We start from the raw sequence: 26,285 nt of genomic DNA on the forward strand, positions 1-26,285 counted from the left end.
TGCTTGTCCGCTGCGGGCTTCAACCCTGTAGCGATTTGACCTCCACATCCCCTTCAGCCTGCGCCTTGATGGCCAGCGCGGCGGCATGGCTGGCCGCGGCCGTGGTGTAGTAGGGGATCTTGTCATACAGCGCGATCGAGCGGATGGCCTTGCTGTCCTCAACTGCCTGCGCGCCTTCGGTGGTGTTCATGACCAACTGGACCTGACCGTCCTTCAGCATGTCCACCACATCAGGGCGGCCCTCGTAGACCTTGTTGACCACGTCACAAGGCACGCCCTTGGACTCCAGCCATGTCTGTGTTCCGCGGGTGGCCACCAGCGAGAATCCCTGCTCGACCAGAACCTGCGCAGCCTCGATCATCGCCGGACCCTTGTCGGCATCCTTGATCGAGATGAAAGCCCGTCCCTTGGACGGCAGCACCATGCCCGCGCCCATCTGCGCCTTGAGGAAGGCGCGGGGGAAATCGCGGTCCCAGCCCATGACCTCACCGGTCGAGCGCATCTCGGGACCCAGGATGGTATCGACACCGGGGAAGCGGGCGAAGGGCAGCACCGCCTCTTTCACCGAGAACCAGGGCATGTCCGGGTCGGCCAGGGTCATCTGGTCGGCGATCTTGGTGTCTTGGCCTTCCTTGTAGGGTGGGCGTTGCGGGAAGTTCGACAGCGGCTCGCCCGCCATCACCCGCGCGGCGATCGAGGCAATGGCGCTGTCGGTCGCCTTGGCCACGAAGGGCACGGTGCGGCTGGCGCGCGGGTTGACCTCGATCAGGTAGATCTCGTCATCCTTGATCGCGAACTGCACATTCATTAGCCCGACCACGTTCAGCGCCTTGGCCAGCTTGAAAGTCTGGTCCTTGATCTCGGCGATGATCTCTTTCGACAGCGAATAGGGCGGCAGCGAACAGGCCGAGTCGCCCGAGTGCACGCCGGCCTCTTCGATATGCTGCATGATGCCGGCCACATGGACATCCTTGCCGTCGCACAGCGCGTCCACGTCCAGTTCGACCGCGCCGGCCAGATAGCTGTCCAGCAGCACGGGGCTGTCGCCCGAGACCACCACGGCCTCGTTGATGTAGCGCTTCAGCTGATCCATGTCGCGCACGATCTCCATCGCGCGGCCGCCCAGCACGTAGGACGGGCGGATCACCAGCGGGAACCCGATCTCTTCTGCAATCTCAAGCGCTTGCGCGTCGGTCGAAGCGATGCCGTTCTTGGGTTGTTTCAGGCCCAGATCGTTGACCAGTGCCTGGAACCGTTCGCGGTCTTCGGCCAGGTCGATCGCGTCGGGCGTGGTGCCCAGGATCGGAATACCTTCGGCCTCGAGCGCATTGGCCAGCTTCAGCGGGGTCTGACCACCGAACTGAACGATCACGCCGTGCAGTGTGCCGTTCTGCTGCTCGGTGCGCAGGATCTCCATCACATGCTCGAAGGTCAGCGGCTCGAAATACAGCCGGTCCGAGGTGTCGTAGTCGGTCGACACCGTCTCGGGGTTGCAGTTGATCATGATGGTTTCATAGCCCGCGTCGGTCAGCGCGAAACAGGCGTGACAGCAGCAATAGTCGAACTCGATCCCCTGGCCGATCCGGTTCGGGCCGCCGCCCAGGATGACCACCTTCTTGCGGTCGCTGGGGCGGGCCTCGCATTCGACCTCGCCCATCGTGGGGGCCTCGTAGGTCGAATACATGTAGGGCGTCTGCGCCTCGAACTCGGCGGCGCATGTGTCGATCCGCTTGAACACGGCGGTGACGCCCAGATTGTGGCGGGCGCGGCGCACGTTGGCCTCGTCGCGGCCGGCCAGATTGCCCAGACGCGCGTCGGTAAAGCCCAGCATCTTGAGCCGGCGCAGGCCGTCCTCGGTCATCGGCAGGCCGTCCTTGCGGACGGTGCGTTCCGCGTCGATGATCTCGCGGATACGGGCCAGGAACCACGGGTCGAACTTGGTGACGGCAAAAATTTCGTCGTCGGTCAGACCGTGGCGCATCGCCTGCGCGATGGTGCGCAAACGGTCGGGTGTCTGCTTACTGATGGCCTTGATGACATGTGCCTTGTCGTCGCTGCTTTCGACCGCATCCCATGGGCCGATGCTGAGGCCCGGAATTTCAACTTCGTCAAACCCGGTCAGGCCCGATTCCATCGAAGCCAGCGCCTTTTGCATCGATTCGTGGATGGTACGACCGATGGACATGGCTTCACCCACCGATTTCATCGCGGTGGTCAGGTAAGGCTCGGATCCGGGGAATTTCTCGAAAGCGAATTTCGGGATTTTGGTGACGACATAGTCGATAGTCGGTTCGAAAGACGCAGGCGTGACCTTGGTGATGTCATTGTCCAGCTCGTCCAGCGTGTAGCCCACCGCCAGCTTGGCGGCTATCTTGGCGATCGGGAAGCCTGTCGCCTTGGACGCCAGCGCTGACGAGCGCGACACACGCGGGTTCATCTCGATCACGACCATGCGGCCGTCTGCCGGGTTGATCGCCCATTGCACGTTCGATCCGCCCGTTTCGACGCCGATCTCGCGCAGAACGGCGATCGAGCCGTTGCGCATGATCTGGTATTCCTTGTCGGTCAGCGTCAGCGCAGGGGCCACGGTGATCGAGTCGCCGGTATGCACGCCCATTGGATCGACGTTCTCGATCGAGCAGACGATGATCGCGTTGTCGGCGGTGTCGCGCACCACCTCCATTTCATATTCTTTCCAGCCCAGAAGGCTTTCGTCGACGAGGATCTGGTTCACCGGCGAGGCATCCATTCCCGAGCGGCAAAAGTGGATGTAATCCTCACGGTTGTAAGCCACACCGCCGCCGGTGCCGCCCAATGTAAAGGCGGGGCGGATGATCGCGGGCAAGCCGATGTTTTCCAGCTCGTCCAAGGCCATTTGCACGCCGGCATCCAGGTCGGCAGAACCGTCGGCTTTTTTGGGGGCGGTGACGATGGTGGCCTTGGGGTTTTCAAGACCCAGGCGGTCCATCGCTTCGCGGAACAACTTGCGGTCTTCGGCCATTTCGATGGCCTCTCGCTTGGCCCCGATCATCTCGACGCCGAATTTTTCCAGCACGCCCATCTCTTCCAGCGCCAGCGAGGTGTTCAGGCCTGTCTGCCCGCCCATTGTAGGCAGCAGGGCGTCGGGGCGTTCCTTTTCGATGATCTTGGCGACGACCTCGGGCGTGATCGGTTCGATATAGGTGGCGTCGGCCAGTTCCGGGTCGGTCATGATCGTGGCAGGGTTCGAGTTCACCAGGATGACCCGATACCCTTCCTCGCGCAGCGCCTTGCAGGCCTGGGCGCCGGAATAGTCGAATTCGCAAGCTTGCCCGATGACAATGGGCCCCGCCCCGATGATCATGATCGACTGGATGTCGGTTCTCTTCGGCATGGCCTGGTCCCTTCGATTTTGCACGAGTCGCGGGCGCCGCCCAAGCGCCCAAATTGTCGTGCGTTATAGGGACCCGGGCAAAAGGTGCAAGGGGGATCGGAAACGGAAGCGAAATTGCCGCTTTCCCCCCTTTCCCTTGGCACCGTATTCTCTATATGCCGCTGAACGGCAGATGAGGAAGCAATTGCGCATTCGTTTCGATCAGGGACCCGCCGGTCCGGGCACCGGTTTCGACCGGCCCGCCCAGGTGATCCGCGCCGACCGGGCGGAGCAGGTGCCCCAGGCATTGGCGGCGCTGGATGACGCGCGCTCGCAGGGCGGCTGGCTGGCCGGATTTGCCAGCTACGAGCTTGGCTATGCGCTTGAGCCGAAGCTGGCCGCAAGGCTGCCCGCGAACCGTCGATTGCCGCTATTGTGCTTTGGGGTGTTCGACGGCCCGAGCGTGCAGGACCTGCCGTCCGGTGCGGCCGGGCTGACTGCATTTCAGCCGCGTTGGAGCGAGGCGCGCTATACCGAAGCCTTCCGCGCCGTGCATGATGCGATCGGGGCCGGGGACATCTATCAGGCCAACCTGACCTTTCCCATCGACCTAGAAACCGAGGGCGACAGTGCCGCGCTCTATGCCGCGCTGACCGCCGGGCAGCCGGTCGGCCATGGCGCGCTGGTGCAGCAGGACGGGCTGCCCGATCTGCTCAGCCGCTCGCCCGAGCTGTTCTTCCGCACCGATGCCGACGGGATGATCGAGACCCGGCCGATGAAGGGTACCCAGCCGCGCAGCGCCGATCTGGCCGAGGACGCGCGGCGGCGCGATTTCCTGTCCTCGGACGAAAAGAACCGGGCCGAGAACCTGATGATCGTGGACCTGCTGCGCAATGACATCAGCCGCGTGGCGCTGCCGGGAACGGTTCAGGTGCCCGAGCTGTTCAAGGTCGAGACCTACGCCACCGTGCACCAGATGGTGTCGCTGGTGCAGGCGCGGCTGCAGGTGGGGGCCGGGCTGTCCGACATCCTGTCGGCGCTGTTTCCGTGTGGATCGATTACTGGGGCGCCCAAGATCCGTGCGATGGAGATTCTGTCGGATCTGGAGCCCTGGCCGCGCGACATCTACTGCGGCACCATCGGCTGGGCCGCCCCGGACGGGCGGTCGGAGTTCAACGTCGCGATCCGGACCTTGATGGTCGAGGGCAATCGGGCCACGTTGAACGTCGGCGGAGGCGTCGTCTGGGACAGCACCGCCGCGTCGGAATATGAGGAAGCGCTATGGAAAGCCCGGTTCGCGCACCAACTGAGCCTGATTTCCGCCTGATCGAAACCTTTGCGTTTCGGCCCGGGCAGGGCTTTGTACGTGTGACCCGTCACCTGCGGCGCATGGCGCGGACTGCGGACTGGCTGGGTGTTCGGTTCGACGTGCGGCGCGTCGGCAAAGTGGTGGACGGTGTGTCCGGAGCGGACTCGCTGCGGTGTCGGCTGACGCTGGACATCACCGGCAAGCCCGAGGTCACTACGGGGCCTCTGGCAGACAACCCGCCGGGCTGGACGGTGGGTCTGGCGACAACAAGGCTGACGTCCTCGGACACCTGGCTGCGCCACAAGACCACCCGCCGCGCGATCTATGATCAGGCACGGGCGGAAATGCCCGACGGCGTGGACGAACTGTTGTTCCTGAACGAACGGGATGAACTGTGCGAGGGCACCATCACCAACCTGTTCGTCGAAATCGACGGCGGGCGCCTGCTGACACCTCCGGTTGCCGCGGGCCTGCTGCCGGGCATCCTGCGCGAGGAGTTGATCGAAACCGGACGCGCGGCCGAGACGGTCTTGACCCTGCATGACCTAGGCGCCGCGCACCGGGTCTGGATGGGCAATTCCTTGCGCGGTTTGATACCGGCCAAGGTGATGCTGCCATGAGCGACCGCAGCTCTGCGCGTGGATTGCAGGTATCGAACCTGCGCCTGAAGGCTGAATTCGTGGCGTTCTATGTCGCGGTCCCCTTGCTGATCGCGGTTCTATTTCCACCCGACTGGATGTTTCCGGCCCTGTTCTTCTTCACCGCCATCGGAATCGCCCTGCTGCACCACACCCCGGGCTATTCCTGGGCCGAGCTGCGCTATGGCTGGCGCAACTGGCGCTGGGCCGAGGTGATCGGGTTTTCATTGGCAATGGCGGCAATCTGTTCGGCCCTGGTGATGGCCACGCGCCCCGATGCGGCCTTTTTTCTGCTGCTGAACCGGCCCGAATTTCTGGCCGTGATCTGGCTGGGCTATCCGTTGCTGTCGGCGCTGCCGCAAGAGCTGCTTTTCCGCACGCTGTTCTATCGCCGCTATCACGCGATCCTGCCTGACGGCGCGGCCTTGCCGCTGCTGAACGCCGGGCTGTTCGCCTTTGCGCACCTGATGTATTGGAGCTGGATCGTCACCGTGATGACATTCGCGGGCGGGCTGCTGTTTTCCTGGGCCTACCGCAAGCGCGGGTCGTTCTTCTATGCGGTGCTGCTGCACGCAATCGCCGGCAACATCATCTTTGCCGCCGGGTTGGGCGTGTTCTTCTATTCCGGCAACGTGCAGCGCCCGTTCTAACGGCTCTACTCGGCGGCGTTGCGCATGTCCTGATCGGGCTGGTACAGATAGTCACGCGTCAAAGGCACCGCGTCGCGGCGGTGGCCCAGCTGCAATTGGAACACGGTTTGGTCGCGCACTTCGAACACCAGGATGCAGGCGGTCAGGTAGAACCGCCACATGCGGATGAACCGGTCATCATACATCGCGCGCACCTGGTCCAGGTTGCTCTCGAACCGGTCGCGCCAGGCGCGCAGGGTCAGGGCATAATGCAGCCGCAGGCTTTCGACATCCAGAAACCACAGACCGGTGCGTGCTACGGGTTTGACGATTTCCTCGAGCGACGGGACATAGCCGCCCGGGAAGATGTACTTGTTCAGCCAGGGCGACTGGCCGGTGGGCGGCCCGTTGCGGCCGATGGAATGGATCAACGCCACGCCGTCGGGCTTCAACAGGGCTGCGACCCGGTCGAAATAGGTGCGCAGCTGTGGCGCGCCCACATGCTCCAGCATCCCGACCGAGACGATCCGGTCGAACTGATCCTGCATCTGCCGGTAGTCCATCAGCCGAATGTCGATGCGGTCGGTCAGCCCGGCCTTCTGCACCCGCGCGGTCGCGGTGCGGTGCTGGTTCTGCGACAGGGTCAGCCCGGTCACCTGCACGCCGTGGTCACGCGCCAGCGTCAGGGCCAGACCGCCCCAGCCGCAGCCGATGTCCAGTACGCGCATTCCGGGCTCGAGGCACAGCTTGCGCGCGATATGCGCCTTTTTGGCGGCTTGCGCCTGTTCCAAAGTCATCCAGGGCTGCTGGAAATAGGCGCAGCTGTACTGCATGTCAGGGTCCAGCATCAGCTGGTAGAAGTCGTCGGACAGGTCATAGTGATGCGCCACGTTGCGCCGCGCCGAGCGGACCGAGTTGCGCTGCAGGATCGGTCGCAGCAGATACCCGGCCCAGTCCTGGATCTGCTGCAGCAGGGGCAATGACCCGCTGGCCGCGCATCGAATCGCGATCCGCATGGCACTTTCCAGGCCGCCCTCGTCGACGGTCAGGGTGCCGTTCATGTAGCCCTCGCCAAAAGCCATCTCGGGATTGCGCACCAGGCGCGCCATCAAAGCGGGGTCATGCAGGGTGATATGCGCCTCGGGCTGCGTGGCGTCGCCATAGGTGCGCGCCGTCCCGTCAGGATAGGTGATCCGCAGAGTTCCGCGGGTGATGAAACCCCGCAATACGCGATCCAAAACAGTTTGCCACATCGGCCGAACACCTCCTTGCTCAAGGGGCTTGGCTCCCGCGTGCCGGGAAAACTATTCGAGTTCACATGTCCAAAAGATAGCGATTTTTTCGAATTTGTCTGCATTCCGGGCTCCGATGGAGGCGCATCGTGCTCCAACCCTTGACTTCCCGACCCGATCGCGGTGTATCGGCGCGACGAATTCAGCGCCCGAAGGGATATCATCCATGCACGCCTATCGCAGCCACACCTGCGCCGATCTGACCGCCGCAAATGTCGGTGAAACCGTCCGCCTGTCGGGTTGGGTTCATCGGGTGCGAGATCACGGCGGCGTGCTGTTCATCGACCTGCGTGACCACTACGGCGTGACCCAGGTTCTGTGCGACGGCGACAGTGCTGCGTTCAGCGCGTTGGAGAAAGTGCGCTCGGAATGGTGCATCCGCATCGACGGCACAGTCAAGGCGCGCGATGCCGAGTTGGTGAACCCCAAGCTGCCCACCGGCGAGATCGAGGTCTATGTCCGCGAACTGGAAGTGCTGGGCGCGGCCGAGGAGCTGCCGCTGATGGTGTTCGGCGATCAGGAATACCCCGAGGAAACCCGCCTGCGCTATCGCTACTTGGACCTGCGTCGCGAGGCGATGCAGCGCAACATGGCACTGCGCTCGGACGTGGTGGCCAGCATGCGCCGCCGCATGTGGGATCAGGGCTTCCGCGAATATCAGACGCCGATCATCACCGCGTCCAGCCCCGAGGGCGCGCGCGACTTCCTGGTGCCCTCGCGCCTGCATCCGGGCAAGTTCTATGCGTTGCCGCAGGCGCCGCAGCAGTTCAAGCAGCTGATCATGGTGTCGGGCTTCGACAAGTATTTCCAGATCGCGCCCTGCTTCCGTGACGAGGACCCGCGCGCCGACCGGTCGCCCACGGATTTCTACCAGCTCGACCTCGAGATGTCCTTCGTAACCCAGCAGGACGTGTTCGACACGATCCAGCCAGTTCTGACGGGAATCTTCGAAGAATTCGGCGGTGGCCGGAAGGTTGATCAGGAATGGCCGCAGATTTCCTACAAAGACGCGGCGCTGTGGTATGGCACCGACAAGCCCGATCTGCGCAACCCGATCAAGATGCAGGTGGTGTCTGAACACTTCCGCGGGTCCGGTTTCGCGATCTTCGCCAAGCTGCTGGAACAGGAAGGCACCGAGATCCGCGCGATCCCCGCGCCCGGTGGCGGCAGCCGCAAGTTCTGCGACCGCATGAACGCCTTTGCCCAGAAAGAAGGTCTGCCCGGCATGGGCTATATCTTCTGGCGCGATCAGGGTGAGGGGATGGAAGCGGCCGGCCCGTTGGCCAAGAACATCGGCCCCGAACGCACCGAGGCAATTCGCCAGCAGCTGGGCCTTGGGGTCGGTGACGCGGCGTTCTTCTTGGGTGGTAAGCCCAAAGCCTTTGAAAAAGTCGCCGGCAAGGCGCGCGATGTTATCGGCGAAGAGCTGGGCCTGACCGACAAGGACCGGTTCGCCTTTGCCTGGATCGTGGATTTCCCGATCTACGAGAAGGACGAGGAAACCGGCGAGATCGATTTCGAACACAACCCGTTCTCGATGCCGCAAGGCGGCATGGAGGCGCTGCAGGGCGACCCGCTTGAGGTCAAGGGCTATCAGTACGACCTAGCCTGCAACGGTTACGAGCTGGTGTCGGGTGCGATCCGGAACCACAAGCCCGAGATCATGCTCAAGGCCTTCGAGCTGGCCGGTTATGGCGAGGACGAGGTCAAAAGTCGCTTTGGCGCGCTGTTCAACGCGTTCCACTATGGCGCTCCGCCGCACGGGGGTTGCGCCGCCGGTATCGACCGGATCGTCATGCTGCTTGCGGACGAGGCCAACATCCGCGAGGTCATGATGTTCCCGATGAACCAGCGTGCCGAAGATCTGATGATGCAAGCGCCGTCGGACCCGACTTCGGATCAGCTGATGGAACTGGGCCTGCGGGTCATCCCTCAGGAATGAGCCAAGGACCGTACACAGAGTGTGAAAAACCTTTGGGTGCGGTCAAAACTACTGCGGTGGCGCGAAGCGAATTTTCCGCCAAGCACTTCAGTGCTTATCGGTGCCTGCGTTTTCCAAGTGGCTAAAATCCCTTGAACTTGAAATCAGTCCAGCCAGTTCGGCTGTTTTTCGCGGTTGGCGCGAATGGTCCGTGCGGATCTGCGGGTGTGCCAATACCACCAAGCGCAGAGCATGGCTGTTGTCACGAAATAGGCCAGTGTCATTCAGATCGCCTTTCGTCTTTCAAGACGGCTTTGGACAAGACCGGCAACGCGCGCAGCCAAAGCTGTTACCGGAGCGCCCTTGGCGCGCGAGGATGCGAGGTCATGGGCTGCTTGTTCCAGAACCGTATCCTCGGCATCTCGGGCAACACCGCGCAGGAATTGCGCGGCATAGTCCAGCGTGCGTGAATCCGCAGGCCCGGTCAGAACATCTGCGATATGCGCCATGTCATCCTGATAAGCCAGCGGATCGGGGCAGATCTGTTCGTCTTTGACGGATTGGAGCGTACCCGGACGGCGGTCTTCGGGGAGGTTCTCCAGGATGGCCCTTTGGAAGCTGATCAGCGAATTCAACGGTTTCGCCAGAAAACCATCGGCTCCGGCTTGCAAGGCAAGCGTTTCGGCGCAGTCGTCGCCGGACATACCAAGGATGACGCTGATACGTGGGGAAACCGCGTTCAGTTCCGCGATCAGGTCTGCGCCAGAGCCGTCCGGCAGACCCATATCAACCACGATCACCGACGGGCGATAGATCTGAAGGTGCCTGCGCGCCGACCTCAGGCAATCGGCCCGGCGGATGCGGGCGCCGCTGTGCAGGCACATCAGTCGCATTGCATCACAGGCATAACGACTGTCCTCGACAACCAGAATGGTCTGACCCAGCAAAGGCCGGGTGGCGCTGGGGGCGACGGTGGATGGGGCGAACGGCACCGAATCGTCCATGGCAGAACTCCTTTCAGCAGATGCCTCACGCTAGGAACTCCTGGCTAACACAGGGTTAACGCGCGTTTTGGCGCACTTGCCCTTTGACAGGGCAGCCCCCATAAACGCTGCAACGCAGAACAGAGGAGACTGCCATGATTGGCCGCCTGAACCATGTCGCCATCGCCGTGCCCGACCTCGAGGCCGCATCCGCCCAATACCGCAACGCGCTGGGCGCCAAGGTTGGTGAACCTCAGGATGAACCGGATCATGGCGTTACGGTGGTCTTCATCGAACTGCCCAATACCAAGATCGAGCTGCTGTACCCGCTGGGCGACGACAGCCCGATCAACGGCTTCCTGGAAAAGAACCCGGCGGGTGGCATCCACCATGTCTGTTATGAGGTCGAGGACATCATCGCCGCACGGGATCACCTGAAGGCGACCGGTGCCCGCGTTCTGGGAACCGGAGAGCCCAAAATCGGCGCCCATGGAAAGCCTGTGCTGTTTTTGCACCCCAAGGACTTCAACGGGTGCCTTGTGGAGCTGGAGCAAGTCTGAGCCGGGCTGAGGAGGCGTCGAAATGACAATCACTGCTGCGTTGGTTTTGTTCGCCGTGATCTGGTTCATGACCTTGTTGGTCGTGCTGCCGGTCCGCATCAAGACGCAAGGCGATCTGGGCGACATCGTGCCGGGAACCCATGCGGGCGCCCCGGAAGTTCACCACATGAAGAAAAAGATCTGGATCACCACCGGTATTTCTATCGTGTTGTGGGCGGTGATCGCAGGGATCATTGTTTCTGGCGTAATTTCAGTTCGTGATTTTGACTGGTTGAACCAAATGGAACCGCGCGAGTAATCAGCGCTCAGCCTGCCGCGACACCCCATGAAAGATATGCGTGAACGTTGCGGCTCCGATGATCGGAATGAAAAGGTTCACCAGCGGGACCGACAGGGGGATGGCCATCAAGGTTCCGGCGACCCAGATCGTCCCGGCATGGCGTGCTCGCAACGCCCGCGCACCGTCGCGTCCGATCCGGCGCATGGCCGCCAGCGTGAAATACTCTCGACCCAGCAAAAACCCGTTCATTCCCCAAAAGATGAACGGAGCGAGGGGTGTGAAAAGCGCGTAAAGGATCAACGCCAATACGTTGGCAACAATCAACACGCCCAAGAATCCCAGCGAGTCCAGCACCGCATCCCAGATCGGGACGGACGGAACAGGGGGTAGGTTCGGATAATGCCGGTCTTCAACGGCCTGTGCGACCTCATCCAGAAACATCGAGGTGATGGCTGAGGCCACCGGCACCATCAGAAAGACCGGCAGGATCAGAACCAGAAAGATCCCCGAATAGTTCAGAACGTCGTTCAACCACGGGACGTCACCGACAAATGGCAGCGAAATCTCCTGACCAGCAAGGGCGTTGATGCCCCAAATCGCCACCGCACAGGCAACAACCAGCAGCACAATCGTCAGGCCGACACCGCGCAGTAGCACCGATCGGAATCGAGCATCGCCGAGCTGTCCCAAGGCCGCGAAGAACGCGTTGAGGATAATCATTCCGTCACCCACTCGGTCATCGCGGCCACGTCCGGGCGGGGCCTTTCGGGCGGCGTGGCCCCTTCGGTTGCGATATGAATCAGTCCGGCTATGCGTTCATTGTCGGCCAGGCCCAAACCGCGTTCGCAGAATTCGCGGTCGTGCGACTGCCAACCTGAAAGCCAGTTGGCACCCCAACCCGCAGCAAGGGCTGCGTTGAGCAGTGCAAGGCAGACCGCACCGGCCGAGTAGGTTTGTTCGATTTCCGGGATTTTCGGCGATGGTTTTTGCACTTCGATGACGGCAACAGCGAGATGCCCCATATCGAACTGACTACGGGCCTTGGCAATGTCTTCGGGGCTTTTCCCCAGCGCAACGCCTCGTTCCTCGGTCAGATCGGCCAATCGCGGCATTGCGCCTTTTTCGATGACGATGAACCGCCAAGGTTCCAACTTGCCATGATCGGGGCTGCGAGCGGCTGCGGTCAGCAACGGGATCAATTCGTCGCGTGTCGGCGCCGGGGCCATCAACGTCTTGGCGGGCCGCGACCTGCGCGACTGCAGGAACTCGAACGCAGCCGGGTTTTTCAGCGTCATATGTTAAATTCCTTTACATGGTTCTGTCGTATCTCGGGCAGACACGCGTCGGTTTCAAGGGCAAGATGCAAAACTGTTGGATATTGTGCCACCCGGCACCGTCCAAATGCGGAAGAGAATGTGATGGCAAAACCGAAACTGCGAAACCTGCCGGACCTTGCGTATCTGGCGCGACCCGGGCAATCGCGTCCCGTACGGGTGACTCCCAAAGCTGCGCAGGACCGGATTTCTTTCGACGGGACGACAGTACACATCGCTGTCACCGCCGTGCCCGAGGATGGAAAGGCGAACCAGGCCGTGGTCAAGCTGTTGGCCCGGGCCATGGGTGCTTCACCGTCAGCTTTGACGCTGAAAAAAGGCCATACAGGGCGCGACAAGGTCTTTGTCTACGATCCCTAGGCTGGTGTCTCCCTGATTTGATACACCCCTTCGGGCAGATCCAGAGCGGCGGCAAGATCGCGCACCTGTTCGGGCGAAAGGGTGATTTTCTGCATCTGGTCCGTTCGGGGGTCCAACTGCTCGATCGTGACGCACTCGGCGAAACTGTTGATCACCACGTCTTCTTGCAAAGGCTCCGGGCCTTCGTCCACCAAGGTAATGACTGTCGAGTCGAATTCATGCTCAATCGAAAACATGTTCCCAGACTGCCCAGCCTGCGATCGCAATGCAACCCGCTGATTGGGTTTCGGGCTGTGGTCAGGGGGGCCACATCGCGCTAAGCTTTCCTGCCGGCACGAACAGAAAGGATCCGGAATGCACCGCCTCAGGTTTTTGCTGGTCTTGGTTGTGTCCGCATGCACTGCGGGCGGGTTCATTGCGGTTGATGATTGGTCACCGTCCTCGCCCGAACTGCGCGACTCGGCACTGACGTTTCAGCAGGTCAGCAGGTCGGTCGGGGCAGCCGCGCAAAAAGTCTGTCAGCGCGAGACACGGGGGCAAAACTGCGATTTCGGCATTCTGATCGACACGGATCCGTTTGCCGAGCCAAATGCGTTCCAGACGTTGGACAAGGATGGGCGCCCGTTCATCATTTTCACGCAGGAGATGGTCAAGTCGACGCAGAACGCCGACGAGATGGCGTTCGTGATGGGACACGAGGCGGCGCATCACATCCTGGGCCACATCGCCCGGCAGGTAAAAAACGCCAAGGAAGGGGCCCGCATTTTCGGAGAACTGGCTGAGGCGCAAGGCGAGGACGCGGCAGGAATTGAACGTGCTCAGAAGCTGGGTGCTGAAGTCGGAGTTCAGAGCTACACGAAAGAATTCGAGCTGGAAGCGGACCGGATGGGAACTTTGATCACCTATTCGGCTGGGTACAATCCGCTGGTCGGCATGGCCTATTTCGGCCGGATTCCAGATCCGGGTGACCGCTTTCTGGCGTCTCATCCGCCCAATGCCAAGCGCATCGAAGTTGTTCTGGAAACAGCCGCCCAGCTCGGCCTGACCCAATGACCCAGATCCAGCGGATGGGGGTTGTTCTGACGGATCGAGGCTCGAAATACGCGGTGAGCGGTGCTCCCGTCAGGTCGCGGGATGAGGTCGATGCGGTATTGCGCGACCTTAAATCGGACAAGGCATATGCCAAGGCGACCCATAACACGTGGGCCGCGATTTTGCCGACCGGCGCTCTCAAGGCAGATGATGGCGAAACTGGTGCGGGGATGGTCATATTGCGCATGTTGGAACGCGCCGGTGTGCAGGATCACGTGGTCATTGTGACCCGATGGTATGGCGGCAAAAAGCTGGGCGGAGATCGTTTCAGGCGGGTCCAGGACGCCACACGGGCCTACCTTGACCACCTGGGGGTTGTCTCTTGACCTGAATCAAGGGCACCGTGGGGTTATGGCGCTAGGGTTCTTTTCAGCGAGACAGCGAAAGGAACTCGGATGTCCAGACGCGAAGAATTGCGCCGCCACGCCGCTTTGGTGGATCGAATGGCCCTGAAACTGGGCGTTGACCTGCAGGAGGCCGCAATCGGCGGTTCGGTTTCCATCGACGAAATCACCGACGCGGTGCTGCGCTGTACAGGCTGTACAAACCCCTATCACTGCGACCGCGCGTTGGCGCTTCAAAACAGCGACGGACGGCCACCGGAGTATTGCCGAAACCAGGATTTGCTGGCCAGGCTTGCACCCTAGCGCGGACGGGCAGAACCATGAACGTCCTTGGCCAGACCATGAAGCATGTACGCCTTGTTCTGCGGATGGGGCAGGCGACCGGCGTTGACCTTGTAGATGCCCATCTCACGGGTCGGCTCAGTCCCGACGAATGGGCGCGCATGGTGGGACGGTGCCGGGGCTGCGAGTGGGCTTGCGACTGTAGCGACTGGCAGACGCACCGAGGTGACAGGGTTGAGGCCCCGGAGACATGTCCGAACAGGAACCGATTCGCCAAACTTAAGACGCTGCAGAATCAGGAAAAACAATGAAACATGTGCGACTCGGAGACATAGAAAAACACTTCTGGCTAACGCGGTCGGTTGCGCGCTGCATGGAAATCTCGCTGTCCGAAGCCATCGCCGAAGGGCGGCTGACCGCGCAGGGATACAGCGAAATGGTTACCCGTTGTCGAGCCGCTGACTGCAGCGAAAGATGTGCTGTCTGGCTTGCGTGCCAACAAAGCCGGGCGACCGCTGCCCCGGATTTTTGCGCCAATGCCAAAGCTTTGAATGCGCTGACCTGATTGGCCTAAAGCTTGGAATGGCTTCCGTCGCACAGCGGCGGATTAGCGGTATGCTTGCATCCGCAGAAGAAGACCTTCTTGCTTGATTCTGCTACATATTTTACCGGCTCGATCCCAGTTTCCTTGTGCGAACCGTCGCAGAATGGCTGACGTTTGGAGCGTCCGCAAGCGCACCAGAAGTAGCTTTTGCCTTCAGTCACTTCGATGGGGTAGGGCGACTTCTGGGCGATTTGAGATCCTTTTGGCATTCTGGCGCTCCGGCTGTTGAAAGGGACACCCGAGAGCTTAGCCCAACGCAGAGAAATGTGTAGTTCGCGCGTCCCGGTCCGGCGGTGGCACGTCGCGGTGCAAGCGTGGATTCGCCTCTGATCACACGGATGTGACCGTATCTGTTGCCAGAAAGCCGAACTGCCCGTATCCTTAACCTGGCCCCGAAAAGTTGGGCAATATCAGAAAAGTATTAAAGGATTGATGGACATGAAACTGAAATTCGCTGCCGCCGGCGCCTTTGTTTTGATCCTGACTGCTTGCTCGCAGCAGGAAGAGCCCACCCCGGTTTACGTTCAGCCAAGCTATGACAAATATGGCTCGCCCAGCTGTTCGGCAGGCTATGAACTGGCCACCACCGAGGCCGGCCAGACCGTGTGTAACCCGGTCACTCAGTAAGCTTTTTGCAGACGGTCCCGATTTGGGGGCCGTCTGCTTTCTTCCGCCGGATGGCGGTTCAGCGCACCAGCTTCCCCCACAGATCGTATTCACCAGCCTCGTCGACCTGAACAAGGACGATGTCGCCGGGTTTCAGGTTTTCATGACCGTCGTCGATGAACAGGTTGCCATCGATCTCAGGCGCGTCTGACTTGGTGCGGCAGGTGGCGGCTTCGGCATCCACCTCATCCACGATCACTTGGATCCTCTGGCCCACTTTCGACGCCAGTTTCGCTTCAGAAATCGCCTGGGCCTTTTGCATGAAACGCTCCCAGCGCTCTTGCTTGATCTCATCCGGGACGTGATCCGGCAAGTCGTTCGAGCGGGCCCCTTCAACGTTTTCGTATTGGAAGCACCCGACGCGATCCAACTGCGCCTCGTCCATCCAATCCAGCAGGGTCTGGAACTCGGCCTCGGTCTCCCCCGGGTAGCCGACAATGAAGGTCGATCGCAGCGTGATGTCGGGGCAGATCGCGCGCCAGGCGGCGATCTCGTCCAGTGTCTTGGCGCCGGCAGCGGGGCGCGCCATTCGTTTCAGAACGTCCGGATGCGCGTGTTGGAACGGGATGTCCAGGTAGGGCAAAAGGTTGCTGCCTGCATCCGCCATCAGCGGGATCAACTCGCGCACATGTGGATAGGGGTACACGTAGTGCAGTCGTATCCAAGCATCCAGTTGGCCCAGTTCGCGGGCCAGGTCGGTAATGTGGCTGCGCACCTCCCTGTCTTTCCAGGGATTCACATCGTATTTGCGATCCAGACCAAAGGCCGAGGTGTCCTGGCTGATCACCAGCAATTCGCGCACACCGCTGTCGACCAGTTTTTCAGCCTCGCGCAAAACCGCGTGGGCCGGTCGGCTGGCCAGTTTTCCGCGCATATCCGGGATGATGCAGAACTTGCACTTGTGATTACAGCCCTCGGATATCTTGAGATAGCTGTAGTGGCGCGGGGTCAGCTTCACGCCCGAAGCCGGCAACAGATCCACATACGGATTGGGATCAGGTGGAACGGCGGCGTGAACGGCATCCAGCACCTGTTCATACTGGTGCGGGCCGGTCACGGCCAGGATACGGGGGTGATGTTCGCGGATGTAGTCCGGCTCGGCACCCAGGCACCCGGTCACGATGACCTTGCCATTTTCCACCAGAGCCTCGCCGATTGCTTCGAGGCTTTCGGCCTTGGCGCTGTCCAGAAACCCGCAGGTGTTCACGATCACGGCATCCGCACCTGAATAGTCGGGCGAGATCCCGTATCCTTCAGCGCGCAGGCGCGTCAGGATGCGCTCGCTGTCGACCAGTGCCTTGGGACACCCCAAGGACACCATTCCGATGGTGGGTTGGCCGCTGCGCGGTGCGTCGGTGATCCGGGCTGCGGGTGCCAGATCGGGGCGTAGGTTTGGCGGGTTGGTGCTCATTGCGCGGCATATAGTGGGGAAATCTTCCCCTTGCAAATCCTTCGCACGCGAGGAACATCGAAGCTGAGGCAAAAAGCCGGCAAGGCAGAGAGCAAATCATGAAGTGGCTGATACGCATTCTATTCATTCTGGTTGCGGTCGCGGGGCTGGTGATCGGGGCGTTGCTTTTGATGCCCGGCGACAAGCTGGGCAAAATCCTCGCCGAACAGGTCAAGGCGCAGACCGGACGCGAGCTGACGTTGTCCGGTGATGTCCGCCTGTCCTTTTGGCCGGTTCTGGGAATGGAAACCGGGCCGGTTACGTTTGGGAACGCGCTTTGGGCTAGCTCAGAACCGATGCTGAGCGCGCAAAGCCTGGCAGTTGGCGTGGACGCATCAGCGCTGTTGGCGGGGGATGTGCGCATCCGGCGCGTCGTGGCCGAGGATCCCGTCTTGCAGTTGGAGCTGTCACAAGGGCGGGGCAACTGGGAAATGTCGGCGCCGCAATCCGGGGCGTCAAACACGGGCTCTGGCAATTCAGATGCACCCGCACCCAACTCTGCGGCACCGGCCGAGACCGGAACCGTGACCCTTGACCGATTGGAGCTCAGCAACGCGCGTCTGGTTTATGTGGAAAACGGTGTCCCTCAGATGGACTTTTCCGGGGTCGATCTGATGGCCAGTTGGCCCGATGTCACTGCGCCGATGAAGATGAGCGCATCAATGCCGGTGCCCGGTGGCGCGGTTGAGGTTGATCTGGAAATTCCTGATTTACCTGCCTTCTCCAGTGGCGCGGTGACGCCATTGGTTCTTGGCCTGACAGCGCCGGGCGGAGAGATCAGCTTTGACGGACGCGTCAACCTGGCCGGTGAAATGGACGGGAAAACTCATGTCCGGACCACAAACACCGACGCGATGCTGGCCGCTTTTGGTCAGGGTGGGGTTTCAGTCCCCATGGGACTTGGACGGGTCGCGGATGTGTCCGGCAAGATGACCTACACCAAGGATGGGCGCATTTCCTTGCGGGATATGCGGGCCGTTCTGGATCAGAACAGTTTTGACGGTGCCGCAGATATCGTTATCGCGAGCCCACCGAAGATTACTGCGCGGCTGAGTACTGGTGACCTTGACCTGACGCAGGCAACGGCCGGCAGCGCGCCCAACAGCGGCAGCACGGGCGGAGGAGGCAAACAGGCGCCCAAAGGCTGGTCCCAGGCGCCGATCGACGCGTCACCCCTTTCGTTGGCAAATGGAACGATCCGGTTGAAAGCCAATTCGATCGCTATTCCGGATATGACCTTTGGCCCCAGCGATCTAAGCCTCAGCCTGGATCGGTCGCGTGCGGTTCTGAAAATGGAACCGGCCACGCTGTTTTCCGGAAAGCTGACTGGAGAAGTCGTGGCCAACAACAGAAACGGACTGTCGGTCGGGGGCAACCTGACCGCCACCGGTATCGACCTCAAGCAGGCTTTGACCACATTGGGCGGTGTCGAACGGCTGTCCGGTATTGCGTCCGGAACGTTGCAATTTCTGGGGGTGGGGCAAACCGAAGCCCAAATCATGCGCTCACTCAGCGGCAAGGGCAGCCTGGACGTCGGCAAGGGGGTGATCGCCGGGTTTGATCTGGATCGTTTGATGGGGCGCGGCGAAGGCAGTGGAGGAACCACCGTCTTTAACAGCCTGACTGCCACCTACACGATTCAGGACGGCAACCTGACGAACAACGATCTTCTGATGCAGCTTGACAATTTCCGGGCCGACGGTGCGGGCCGCGTCGGGCTGGGCGCGCGCGATATCGACTATGTGTTCACACCGGTCGCGCTGCGGGCAAACGGGGGCAATGGCATTGCCGTGCCCGTGCGGATCAAGGGGCCGTGGAGCGATCCGTCGATCAAGCCCGACCTGAGCAAGGTGATTGAAGCTGCGACGGAAGAGAAGCTCAAGGAACTGGAGCAGGACGCGAAGGACAAGGCGCTGAAGAAGGTCGGAGAGGAGTTGAATACAACCATCTCCGACAGCGAACAGGTCGAAGACGCGCTGAAGCAAAAGCTTGAGGACGAGGCCAAGAAGGGTTTGCTGAAACTGCTCGGACGGGATTGAGAAAGGGGCGCCTCAGCGCCCCTTTTTTTGCTCAGATGGTCTGGTCGTAGTCGCCCACACCCGGTTCGGTGCGGATTACGGCGTCAATATCGGCGAAAATTGCCCGCATCTCATCTTCGCTCTCGCTGCTTTCGCAGACCACCACCAGGTTGGGCGTGTTCGAAGATGCCCGAACCAGGCCCCAACTGCCATTGTCGAGGATGACGCGGGCACCATTGACGGTCACGACTTCCTTGATCGGCCGACCGGCCAGTGTTTCACCCGCCTCGGCCTTGGCAACGAGCTTGTCCACCAAGCGGGCGAGGATGTCATACTTTTCGGTATCAGCAGCATAGGGCGACATGGTCGGGGTCGACCATGTCTTGGGCAGGGCGCGACGCAGATCGGACATGCTCTGTCCCGGGTTTCGGTCCATCAGTTTGCAGATTTCCACCGCGACCCGCATTCCGCAGTCGTATCCACGCCCGATTGGCTCGGCCAGAAAATAATGGCCCGACTTTTCGAACCCGGCCAACGCGCCGATTTCCTTCACGCGCCGTTTCATGTGGCTGTGGCCGGTTTTCCAGTAATCCGCCTTGACGCCATGGGCCTGCAGTTCGGGATCGCTTGCAAACAGGCCGGTCGATTTAACGTCGGCCACGAAGGTCGCGCCGGGATGCAGCTTGGCCAAATCGCGGGCCATGATGACACCGACCTTGTCGGCAAAGATCTCCTCGCCCTCGTCATCGACCACACCGCAGCGATCGCCGTCTCCGTCAAACCCAAGCGCGAGGTCCGCCCCGCTGGCTTTGACGGCGTCTGCCATGTCGTGCAACATCTCCATCGCTTCGGGGTTCGGGTTGTAGTTGGGGAAGGTGTAATCCAACCGGTTGTGGCTGGGTACGACCTCGACGCCGATCCGCTCAAAGATCTCGGGGGCAAAGGCAGATGCGGTGCCGTTCCCTGTCGCGCACACCACCTTGAGGGGGCGCGACATCTTGAAATCACCGACCAGATCGTCGATATAGGCCTCTTTCACGCCGTCCACGAATTCATAGGACCCGCCGGGGCGTGCCACGCCTTCGCCGTTCAGCACGATATCGCGCAGTTCGGCCATTTCGTCAGGGCCGTGGGTCAGAGGACGGTCAAAGCCCATCTTCACCCCGGTCCAGCCGTTGGGATTGTGGCTGGCCGTCACCATGGCGACCGCGGGAACATCCAGGTGGAATTGGGCGAAATACGCCATCGGGCTCAGCGCAGGGCCAATATCCTTGACCTGGATACCGGCCTGCATGAGGCCCAGAATCAACGCATTCTTGATCGCCAGAGAATAGTCGCGGTAGTCGTTGCCGACCGCGATCAGCGGCTCGATCCCACGCTTGTGCATCTGAGTGCCCAAACCAAGACCAAGAGCCGTCATCCCCGGCAGGTTGATCTCGTCCGGGTATTTCCAGCGGGCATCGTATTCACGAAACCCGGTGGGTTTGATCATCGCATCGCGCAGAAAGCTCCAGGTGTTCGGGGTCACCTCGGGGATTGGTTTGGTCATGGAAAATCTCGATCGTTAAATCTGAACTGGGTTGGCCTTGGCCAGGGCATCGAAACGCATCAATGTGTCAATCAGTTGGCCCATTTGGTCCAACGGGATCATATTCGGCCCATCAGACGGCGCCGTGTCCGGATCCTGATGCGTTTCAATGAATACGGCACCGACGCCCAGGGCCACGGCCGCGCGGGCCATTACCGGTGCAAATTCCCGCTGCCCGCCGGACGAGCCGCCTCGGCCACCGGGCTGTTGAACGGAATGGGTTGCATCCATGACAACCGGATACCCGGTTTGCGCCATTTGCGGCAGGGATCGCATGTCGGCGACCAGCGTATTGTAGCCAAACGAGGTTCCGCGCTCGGTCAGCAGGATGTTGTGGTTGCCCGTGCTTTCGATCTTTTCGACGATGTTCGGCATTTCCCAGGGGGCCAGGAACTGACCCTTCTTGACGTTGACGGCCTTGCCTGTTTCTCCGGCTGCCAGCAGCATGTCCGTCTGGCGGCAAAGGAAGGCGGGGATCTGCAGAATATCCACCGCCTCGGCCGCGATGGCGCATTGCGCTTCGGTGTGGACATCCGTCAGTACCGGAATACCCATCGTTTTGCGAATGTCATCCAACACCTTCAGTCCGGCCTCGATCCCCATCCCGCGTTTCCCGGACAGGGACGTGCGGTTGGCTTTGTCATATGAGGCCTTGAACACATACTGTGCCCCCGCGGCTTCACAAGCTTCTTTCATCCTTCCCGCGATCATCTGTGCGTGATCCGCCGTTTCAAGCTGGCAAGGGCCCGCGATGATGGTCAGCGGAAGGTCGTTGCCAACGGTGACGTTGGCTATTTTTACATGTTTCATGAGCTCTACGAGGATACCTGTTCACGAAGGACTGACGTAGTCAGCGAAATCATCAGGTAGATACCAGCAAACAACAGGAAAGCCAAAATCGTATTTTCGAACTTTCGCGGATAGGTGGGCTCCTGACTGGCGACCGGGTTCACGGAAACGGTGAGGTATCGAACCTTGCGGTTGGCCTCGGTCCGGGCGGTTTCCATTTGCTGCATGGCCGATTGCAGCATCATGTCCCGTGCGGCCAGATCGGCCTGTGCCATCTGGATCCGAACGCTCAACCGCGCCAGCGAGTTTTCGCCTGCGGAGGCGTCCAGCATCTCGGCATTGAGCTCCTTTAGCACGGCCTCAAGCCGGTTGATATCGGCTTGGACACCGTCGACCTTGGCTTTGTTCGGCCGAAGGTTGTCCAGCAACGCCGCCAGTTCCAATTCCTTGTCTTGAAGCTGTATCTCGATCTCGTTGATGCGGGCGCGCAGCCCGGCAATCACGTTTTCGGGGTCCAGCACGGCACCCTGCAACTGTAGTTCGATCAGCGCTTCCTGGGCTTTGCGCCGTTCTTCCTGAGCGTCCTCGAAGGACTGCAGAGCGTCCCGCATCTGATCTTCGCGCTTCAGCTCGGTGAGGCCGTTGATCTTTTCTTCGGCGTAGGAGATCAGCAGATTTGACAGGTCGACGGCAGTGTCTGGGTCGGGTGCTGCAACCTCCATCCGGATGATACCGTCGCTGGGGTCATAGCCGATTGTGACCATGCGCTTGTACAGTTTGAACGCCTCTTCCAGCGTGGCGTCCTGAGGCAGTCTTTGAATCGGATCTATCCAGTCCTGCTTGAAAATCTCGGCAAAACCAGTGTCCCGTTCCAGACGGTTGAGCGCATCCTTGGATTCAAGGAACTCCTGGGTCGCGACCGAGTCCTGCGTGGTGGCGTATTGCGTCCCGGCCAAAAGCCCGCCGATCTCACCAGCGCCACCATCTGCCTGTAGAATGGAAAACGCGGACTCGCTGGCGTACATCGGAGTGGCTATGCGATAGAAGTAATAGCCGACAATAATCGTGGGCAGCAGAACAAAGGCGAATAGACGGGCAAACAGACCAAACAGCTTTCGTCTGCGCCGACGGGCGATGTCCTTCTGAATCTGGCCGATTTCGAATTCGCGCCGCTGTGCCGGGCTCCATTCGGGGCCGGGAAGGGTCTGTTGCTTTTCTTTCACCGTTTGCGGCAGCTGGATCGTGACCTTGTCTTTTGGCTGGTCTTCCGCATCCGCGGTATCGGAAGAACCCGCCGCAAAATCCAGAAGGTTGGAGCGCGGAAACGGATCGATCCCCTTTTTTCGTAGCAGACGCACGGCATCGTAGTCCGACGTCGCAGCCAGACCGTGTTTCTGCGCCAGGCGTCGGGCCATGCGCAGCTGACGACCGGTCAACCCTTCTTTCTTGATGGCATCCAGTTCAGTTCCGGCCGGGGCTTCCTCGGCCGGTTGAGTTGCTTTTCTGATGCGCGAAATCGCCTCGGCACGCGCCTCGACCGTGCCTTCGGCCTGCGAGGCATGGTTCGGGTCGTATTTTTTAACCTTGGGTTTGGTAGTCATATAGCTGCGTCGCCTCTTCCAAGGAGTCAAACATATGAAGCTGCCCATCCACAAGCACGGCGGCCTGGCGGGCGAATTTTTCGAGGGTTTTGGGATTGTGTGACACAATCACCAAAGTCGTGGTTCGCAAGCGTTCCTGCAGGATTGAACCCGCTTTTTTGTTGAATTCGACATCGGTGGTGGCAGGCATACCTTCGTCGATCAGGTACATGTCGAAATCCAGGGCGAGCATCAACGAAAAGGTGAAACGGGCGCGCATGCCGGCTGAGTATGTCGCCAAGGGTTGGTTGAAATACTCGCCCAAGTCGCACATCCAGCTGCAGTAAGCCTCGACATAGTCGGGGTCCATTCCATAAATCTTGGCGATGTAACGGGCATTCTCGAGCGCGGACATCTTCTTGGAAACGCCGCCGGCAAAGCCCATGGGAAAAGACACCCGACACTCTCGGCGGATCACGCCTTCGTCGGGCTTTTCGAGGCCGGCCATCATGTTGATAAGCGTGGTTTTTCCGGTGCCGTTCGGGGCCAGAACGCCAAGTGATTTTCCCAGCTCGACCCGGAACGAGACCCTGTCCAGGATCACCTTGCGGCGAGTCCCGGTCCAAAAGGACTTGCTGACATTCTCGAACTCAAGCATTCACGGCCTGCTCATGTTTTTGCTTTGGGTGCGGCCACCGGTGGCTGGCTGACGGCCGGGTGTTCTACCGCTCCATGTTGGCCACATTATGTCGAAATATGAAACAAATGTTCAATGCGCGTTCGATACGCCTGACCACAATTGTGACGCATAGAGCCGACAACTGGATCGGTTTGCGGGAACGACTATGATCCATCCTAGGATTGCAACAAGCGCCAAAGGGCTGGAGATCAGGTGAAGCCACTTGCGGAAGAAATCAGATCGTGCCGGTTGTGCGCCGACCGCTTCGCTGCGACTGCGACCGCGCATCCGCCGCGCCCGGTGGTGTGGTTCCGCCCCGGTGCGCGCATTCTGATCGCAGGGCAAGCTCCCGGGGCACGGGTCCATGAGAGCGGCCGACCGTTCACCGACCCCTCAGGCGACCGGCTGCGGGATTGGCTGGGGTTGGAGGAAGAGCAATTCTACGATCAGGCGCGGGTTTCGATCGTTCCGATGGCGTTTTGTTTTCCGGGGTACGATGCGCGAAAGGCGGACTTGCCGCCGCCGGCGATCTGCAGGAAGACCTGGCATCACAGGGTGATGAGTGAACTTGGCGATGTTCCGTTGACCATCCTTGTCGGTGGCCACGCGCATAAATTCCATCTGGGCGCACAAGCTTCGGTGACCGATACGGTGCGCAATTGGCAACAGCATGCGCCGCGGGTATTTGCCTTGCCTCATCCGTCATGGCGCAATACGGCATGGCTGAAGAAAAATCCCTGGTTCGAAACGGACCTGTTGCCGGTGCTGCGTGCCCGGGTCAAAGAGGTAATGGATGACTGACACGACCGCGCTGGACATTGCGCATGCCCAGATGGAGGCCGACCCTCAGAGCGATGCCGCGCGGCTGAGGTTTTTCGAACGGCTCGCGGACAACGAACTGTTTCTGTTGCTGACCGAAGAGGCGCGAGACGAAAACATCTCGCCCGAGCTGTTTGACGTGGCAGATGGACGGTTTGTGCTGGCCTTTGACCGCGAAGACAGACTGGCGCAGTTTGCGGGCCGTCCTGCCCCTTATGCCGCTCTGTCCGGACGTGTTCTGGCGGGGATGCTTGCAGGGCAGGGCATCGGGTTGGGGCTGAACCTCGAGGTGGCGCCGTCGTCGATGCTCATCCCTGCCGAAGCGTTGGCCTGGCTTGCGGAAACCCTCAGCCATGCCCCGCAAGAAGTGCAATCCCGTCTGACGGAGTTCCTTCCGCCCGCGGGGTTGCCCGACATTTTGCTGACGGCGCTGGACACCAAACTGGCCACAGCTTCAGGTCTGGCCTCCGCCGCATATCTCGCCGGAACCCGCGCCGAGGGCGGTGGGCAGGGTCATCTTCTTGGTTTCGTGGACGCGGTGCCCGGTGCCCAGACGGCCTTGGCCAAGGCGGTGTCCGAAGCTCTGACATTTTCGGGGATTGAGGCTGGTGCCTTGGATGTCGGTTTTTTCGCGGCCAGCGATCCTGCCGCCGCAGCATTGGCGAAAGTGGGCCTGCGATTTGATATCCCCGAGCCTGTGCGCGCCTCCGGGTCCCGACCTTCGCCCGGAAGCGACCCGGACAGTCCCCCGATCTTGAAGTGAAATCGAGGCTTCGGCGCAGGGATGGTTTGCTCCCTGCGCCAAATGAACAGATTTATTCGGCAGCTGTCTCCAGCTTGTCCTGCGTACGGGTTTCGAAGTCGCTTGCGTTATGCCGTTCGCGCAGTTGGGTGTGCAACTCTCCGAAGGCGCGGTTGACCATGCGGCCCCGCTTCACGGCTGGCCGCGCGTCAATCTCTTGCGCCCATCGCATGACGTTCTTGTAGGACGTCACATCAAGGAACTCGGCCGCGTCGTACAAACGACCCAGAACCAGTTGCCCATACCACGGCCAGATTGCCATATCAGCGATCGAATAGTCTTCGCCGGCGATAAAGGTTTTGTCGGCAAGCTCGCGGTCCAGAACATCCAGCTGGCGTTTGGTCTCCATCGCAAAGCGGTTGATCGGGTATTCCCATTTCTCTGGCGCATAAGCGTAGAAATGCCCGAACCCACCACCCAGATAAGGCGCGCTGCCCATCTGCCAGAAAAGCCAGTTCATCACTTCTGTGCGCTCAGGGCCGGATGCGGGTAGGAATGCTCCGAACTTTTCGGCCAGATGGACAAGGATGGAGCCGCTTTCAAACACCCGTATCGGCGCTTCACCCGAGCGGTCCATAAGAGCGGGGATTTTCGAGTTCGGGTTGATCGCGACAAAATCCGAGCCGAACTGATCGCCGTCACCGATATTGATCAGCCATGCATCATATTCCGCGCCCGCGTGACCCAGGGCCAAAAGCTCTTCCAGCATGACCGTCACTTTCACCCCGTTTGGCGTTGCAAGCGAATACAACTGCAAGGGATGATTGCCGACGGGCAATTCCCTGTCATGGGTCGCCCCTGCGATGGGGCGGTTGATATTCGCGAAACGCCCTCCGCTTTCACTATCCCATGTCCAGACTTTTGGTGGGGTGTATGTGGTGGTGTCGCTCATCTTCTGCCTTTCGTCCCAGAGC

At 60.7% G+C, this 26,285-nt stretch carries 29 protein-coding genes; 16 read left to right on the forward strand and 13 right to left on the reverse strand.

The genetic code is table 11. The annotated features are described in order from the left end of the window. Window positions 1–19: 19 nt before the first annotated feature. Complete coding sequence (gene carB, locus ACR3EK_RS03340) at window positions 20–3,373, reverse strand: carbamoyl-phosphate synthase large subunit (protein WP_480632673.1); 3,354 nt, start codon at window positions 3,371–3,373, stop codon at window positions 20–22. A 172-nt stretch (window positions 3,374–3,545) separates the two neighbouring features. On the opposite strand from carB, the gene ACR3EK_RS03345 reads away from it, so the two are divergent. From ACR3EK_RS03345 to ACR3EK_RS03355, 3 genes are read left to right on the forward strand one after another with little or no spacing between them, the layout of a single operon-like run. Continuing rightward, window positions 3,546–4,679 carry an aminodeoxychorismate synthase component I gene (locus ACR3EK_RS03345; protein WP_480632674.1) on the forward strand — a complete coding sequence of 378 codons (1,134 nt, stop codon included), beginning with the start codon at window positions 3,546–3,548 and terminating at the stop codon, window positions 4,677–4,679. Next, window positions 4,634–5,281 carry an aminotransferase class IV family protein gene (locus ACR3EK_RS03350; RefSeq protein ID WP_480632675.1) on the forward strand — a complete coding sequence of 216 codons (648 nt, stop codon included), beginning with the start codon at window positions 4,634–4,636 and terminating at the stop codon, window positions 5,279–5,281. Before ACR3EK_RS03345 ends, ACR3EK_RS03350 begins: the two co-directional genes overlap by 46 nt. Continuing rightward, window positions 5,278–5,949, forward strand: a complete 672-nt coding sequence (locus ACR3EK_RS03355) for a CPBP family intramembrane glutamic endopeptidase (RefSeq protein WP_480632676.1) — start codon at window positions 5,278–5,280, stop codon at window positions 5,947–5,949. The genes ACR3EK_RS03350 and ACR3EK_RS03355 overlap by 4 nt, the downstream gene beginning before the upstream one ends. A gap of 5 nt (window positions 5,950–5,954) precedes the next feature. Here the strand turns inward: ACR3EK_RS03355 and ACR3EK_RS03360 are convergent, their stop codons facing one another. After that, entirely contained in the window at window positions 5,955–7,181 is a 1,227-nt protein-coding gene (locus ACR3EK_RS03360; RefSeq protein ID WP_480632677.1) for a class I SAM-dependent methyltransferase, read from the reverse strand. Between the two features lie 205 nt (window positions 7,182–7,386). Here ACR3EK_RS03360 and aspS point away from each other — a divergent pair, with 205 nt between their 5' ends. After that, a complete protein-coding gene (aspS, locus tag ACR3EK_RS03365; RefSeq protein ID WP_170441700.1) occupies window positions 7,387–9,162 on the forward strand; it encodes an aspartate--tRNA ligase in 1,776 nt (591 codons plus the stop codon). A gap of 263 nt (window positions 9,163–9,425) precedes the next feature. Here the strand turns inward: aspS and ACR3EK_RS03370 are convergent, their stop codons facing one another. Beyond that, window positions 9,426–10,145 (reverse strand): response regulator, encoded by a 720-nt coding sequence (locus ACR3EK_RS03370; protein ID WP_480632678.1) that lies wholly within the window; start codon window positions 10,143–10,145, stop codon window positions 9,426–9,428. 134 nt (window positions 10,146–10,279) lie between these two features. On the opposite strand from ACR3EK_RS03370, the gene mce reads away from it, so the two are divergent. After that, window positions 10,280–10,684 (forward strand): methylmalonyl-CoA epimerase, encoded by a 405-nt coding sequence (mce, locus tag ACR3EK_RS03375; RefSeq protein WP_093964690.1) that lies wholly within the window; start codon window positions 10,280–10,282, stop codon window positions 10,682–10,684. Window positions 10,685–10,706: 22 nt separating this feature from the next. Then, window positions 10,707–10,982 carry a DUF1467 family protein gene (locus ACR3EK_RS03380; protein WP_093964691.1) on the forward strand — a complete coding sequence of 92 codons (276 nt, stop codon included), beginning with the start codon at window positions 10,707–10,709 and terminating at the stop codon, window positions 10,980–10,982. Here the strand turns inward: ACR3EK_RS03380 and ACR3EK_RS03385 are convergent, their stop codons facing one another. Together ACR3EK_RS03385 and ACR3EK_RS03390 are read right to left on the reverse strand one after the other, a co-directional pair. Further along, the gene (locus tag ACR3EK_RS03385; RefSeq protein WP_480632679.1) at window positions 10,983–11,684 is read right to left on the reverse strand and encodes an EI24 domain-containing protein; all 702 of its coding nucleotides are present in this window, start codon (window positions 11,682–11,684) and stop codon (window positions 10,983–10,985) included. It abuts the gene before it with no gap. Next, the gene (locus ACR3EK_RS03390; protein ID WP_480632680.1) at window positions 11,681–12,259 is read right to left on the reverse strand and encodes a nitroreductase family protein; all 579 of its coding nucleotides are present in this window, start codon (window positions 12,257–12,259) and stop codon (window positions 11,681–11,683) included. Before ACR3EK_RS03390 ends, ACR3EK_RS03385 begins: the two co-directional genes overlap by 4 nt. A 123-nt stretch (window positions 12,260–12,382) precedes the next feature. On the opposite strand from ACR3EK_RS03390, the gene ACR3EK_RS03395 reads away from it, so the two are divergent. Next, window positions 12,383–12,658 carry a DUF167 domain-containing protein gene (locus tag ACR3EK_RS03395; RefSeq protein ID WP_480632681.1) on the forward strand — a complete coding sequence of 92 codons (276 nt, stop codon included), beginning with the start codon at window positions 12,383–12,385 and terminating at the stop codon, window positions 12,656–12,658. Here ACR3EK_RS03395 and ACR3EK_RS03400 read toward each other — a convergent pair. Then, window positions 12,655–12,894, reverse strand: coding sequence for a hypothetical protein (locus ACR3EK_RS03400; protein WP_093964694.1), 240 nt, complete (start codon window positions 12,892–12,894; stop codon window positions 12,655–12,657). The two genes, ACR3EK_RS03395 and ACR3EK_RS03400, sit on opposite strands and share 4 nt — an antisense overlap. 151 nt (window positions 12,895–13,045) lie before the next feature. Between ACR3EK_RS03400 and ACR3EK_RS03405 the strand changes: the two genes are divergently transcribed. The 5 genes from ACR3EK_RS03405 (at window position 13,046) to ACR3EK_RS03425 (ending at window position 14,941) form a co-directional block, all read left to right on the forward strand. Next, window positions 13,046–13,711, forward strand: coding sequence for a M48 family metalloprotease (locus ACR3EK_RS03405; RefSeq protein WP_367647963.1), 666 nt, complete (start codon window positions 13,046–13,048; stop codon window positions 13,709–13,711). Beyond that, window positions 13,708–14,076 carry a YigZ family protein gene (locus ACR3EK_RS03410; protein ID WP_170365505.1) on the forward strand — a complete coding sequence of 123 codons (369 nt, stop codon included), beginning with the start codon at window positions 13,708–13,710 and terminating at the stop codon, window positions 14,074–14,076. Before ACR3EK_RS03405 ends, ACR3EK_RS03410 begins: the two co-directional genes overlap by 4 nt. Before the next feature lie 69 nt (window positions 14,077–14,145). Continuing rightward, window positions 14,146–14,397, forward strand: a complete 252-nt coding sequence (locus tag ACR3EK_RS03415; RefSeq protein ID WP_170357168.1) for a DUF6455 family protein — start codon at window positions 14,146–14,148, stop codon at window positions 14,395–14,397. A gap of 17 nt (window positions 14,398–14,414) precedes the next feature. Then, window positions 14,415–14,687, forward strand: coding sequence for a DUF6455 family protein (locus tag ACR3EK_RS03420; RefSeq protein WP_280525634.1), 273 nt, complete (start codon window positions 14,415–14,417; stop codon window positions 14,685–14,687). Continuing rightward, entirely contained in the window at window positions 14,684–14,941 is a 258-nt protein-coding gene (locus tag ACR3EK_RS03425) for a DUF6455 family protein (RefSeq protein WP_170364760.1), read from the forward strand. Before ACR3EK_RS03420 ends, ACR3EK_RS03425 begins: the two co-directional genes overlap by 4 nt. A gap of 5 nt (window positions 14,942–14,946) precedes the next feature. On the opposite strand, the gene ACR3EK_RS03430 is transcribed toward ACR3EK_RS03425, so the two are convergent. Further along, window positions 14,947–15,189: a CDGSH iron-sulfur domain-containing protein gene (locus ACR3EK_RS03430; RefSeq protein ID WP_260065055.1), complete on the reverse strand. Its 243-nt coding sequence runs from the start codon at window positions 15,187–15,189 to the stop codon at window positions 14,947–14,949. A 229-nt stretch (window positions 15,190–15,418) separates the two neighbouring features. Here ACR3EK_RS03430 and ACR3EK_RS03435 point away from each other — a divergent pair, with 229 nt between their 5' ends. Beyond that, window positions 15,419–15,607, forward strand: a complete 189-nt coding sequence (locus tag ACR3EK_RS03435) for a hypothetical protein (protein WP_244952318.1) — start codon at window positions 15,419–15,421, stop codon at window positions 15,605–15,607. Between the two features lie 58 nt (window positions 15,608–15,665). Here ACR3EK_RS03435 and rimO read toward each other — a convergent pair whose 3' ends face one another. Further along, window positions 15,666–17,057, reverse strand: coding sequence for a 30S ribosomal protein S12 methylthiotransferase RimO (gene rimO, locus ACR3EK_RS03440; protein WP_170365509.1), 1,392 nt, complete (start codon window positions 17,055–17,057; stop codon window positions 15,666–15,668). 98 nt (window positions 17,058–17,155) lie between these two features. On the opposite strand from rimO, the gene ACR3EK_RS03445 reads away from it, so the two are divergent. Next, on the forward strand, window positions 17,156–19,135 hold the full coding sequence (locus ACR3EK_RS03445; RefSeq protein ID WP_480632682.1) for an AsmA family protein: 1,980 nt from the start codon (window positions 17,156–17,158) through the stop codon (window positions 19,133–19,135). A 31-nt stretch (window positions 19,136–19,166) separates the two neighbouring features. Here ACR3EK_RS03445 and ACR3EK_RS03450 read toward each other — a convergent pair whose 3' ends face one another. Genes ACR3EK_RS03450 through ACR3EK_RS03465 form a run of 4 tightly spaced genes read right to left on the reverse strand, consistent with a single transcriptional unit; the run spans window position 19,167 to window position 23,729 of the window. Then, the gene (locus ACR3EK_RS03450; RefSeq protein WP_170368015.1) at window positions 19,167–20,663 is read right to left on the reverse strand and encodes a phosphomannomutase/phosphoglucomutase; all 1,497 of its coding nucleotides are present in this window, start codon (window positions 20,661–20,663) and stop codon (window positions 19,167–19,169) included. Window positions 20,664–20,678: 15 nt separating this feature from the next. Next, a complete protein-coding gene (gene kdsA, locus ACR3EK_RS03455; RefSeq protein WP_170340066.1) occupies window positions 20,679–21,512 on the reverse strand; it encodes a 3-deoxy-8-phosphooctulonate synthase in 834 nt (277 codons plus the stop codon). Window positions 21,513–21,517: 5 nt separating this feature from the next. Continuing rightward, window positions 21,518–23,092, reverse strand: a complete 1,575-nt coding sequence (locus ACR3EK_RS03460; protein ID WP_480632683.1) for a KpsE/RkpR family capsule polysaccharide export protein — start codon at window positions 23,090–23,092, stop codon at window positions 21,518–21,520. Next, entirely contained in the window at window positions 23,070–23,729 is a 660-nt protein-coding gene (locus tag ACR3EK_RS03465; RefSeq protein ID WP_093964707.1) for an ABC transporter ATP-binding protein, read from the reverse strand. The genes ACR3EK_RS03460 and ACR3EK_RS03465 overlap by 23 nt, the downstream gene beginning before the upstream one ends. Window positions 23,730–23,963: 234 nt before the next feature. Here ACR3EK_RS03465 and ACR3EK_RS03470 point away from each other — a divergent pair, with 234 nt between their 5' ends. Then, window positions 23,964–24,551 carry a uracil-DNA glycosylase family protein gene (locus ACR3EK_RS03470; RefSeq protein WP_170340662.1) on the forward strand — a complete coding sequence of 196 codons (588 nt, stop codon included), beginning with the start codon at window positions 23,964–23,966 and terminating at the stop codon, window positions 24,549–24,551. After that, window positions 24,544–25,332, forward strand: coding sequence for an SseB family protein (locus ACR3EK_RS03475; protein WP_480632684.1), 789 nt, complete (start codon window positions 24,544–24,546; stop codon window positions 25,330–25,332). The genes ACR3EK_RS03470 and ACR3EK_RS03475 overlap by 8 nt, the downstream gene beginning before the upstream one ends. A 52-nt stretch (window positions 25,333–25,384) precedes the next feature. Here the strand turns inward: ACR3EK_RS03475 and yghU are convergent, their stop codons facing one another. Then, entirely contained in the window at window positions 25,385–26,263 is an 879-nt protein-coding gene (gene yghU, locus ACR3EK_RS03480) for a glutathione-dependent disulfide-bond oxidoreductase (RefSeq protein WP_480632685.1), read from the reverse strand. Window positions 26,264–26,285: the final 22 nt, after the last annotated feature.

The sequence above is a fragment of the Ruegeria sp. BC8 genome, assembly GCF_056535705.1.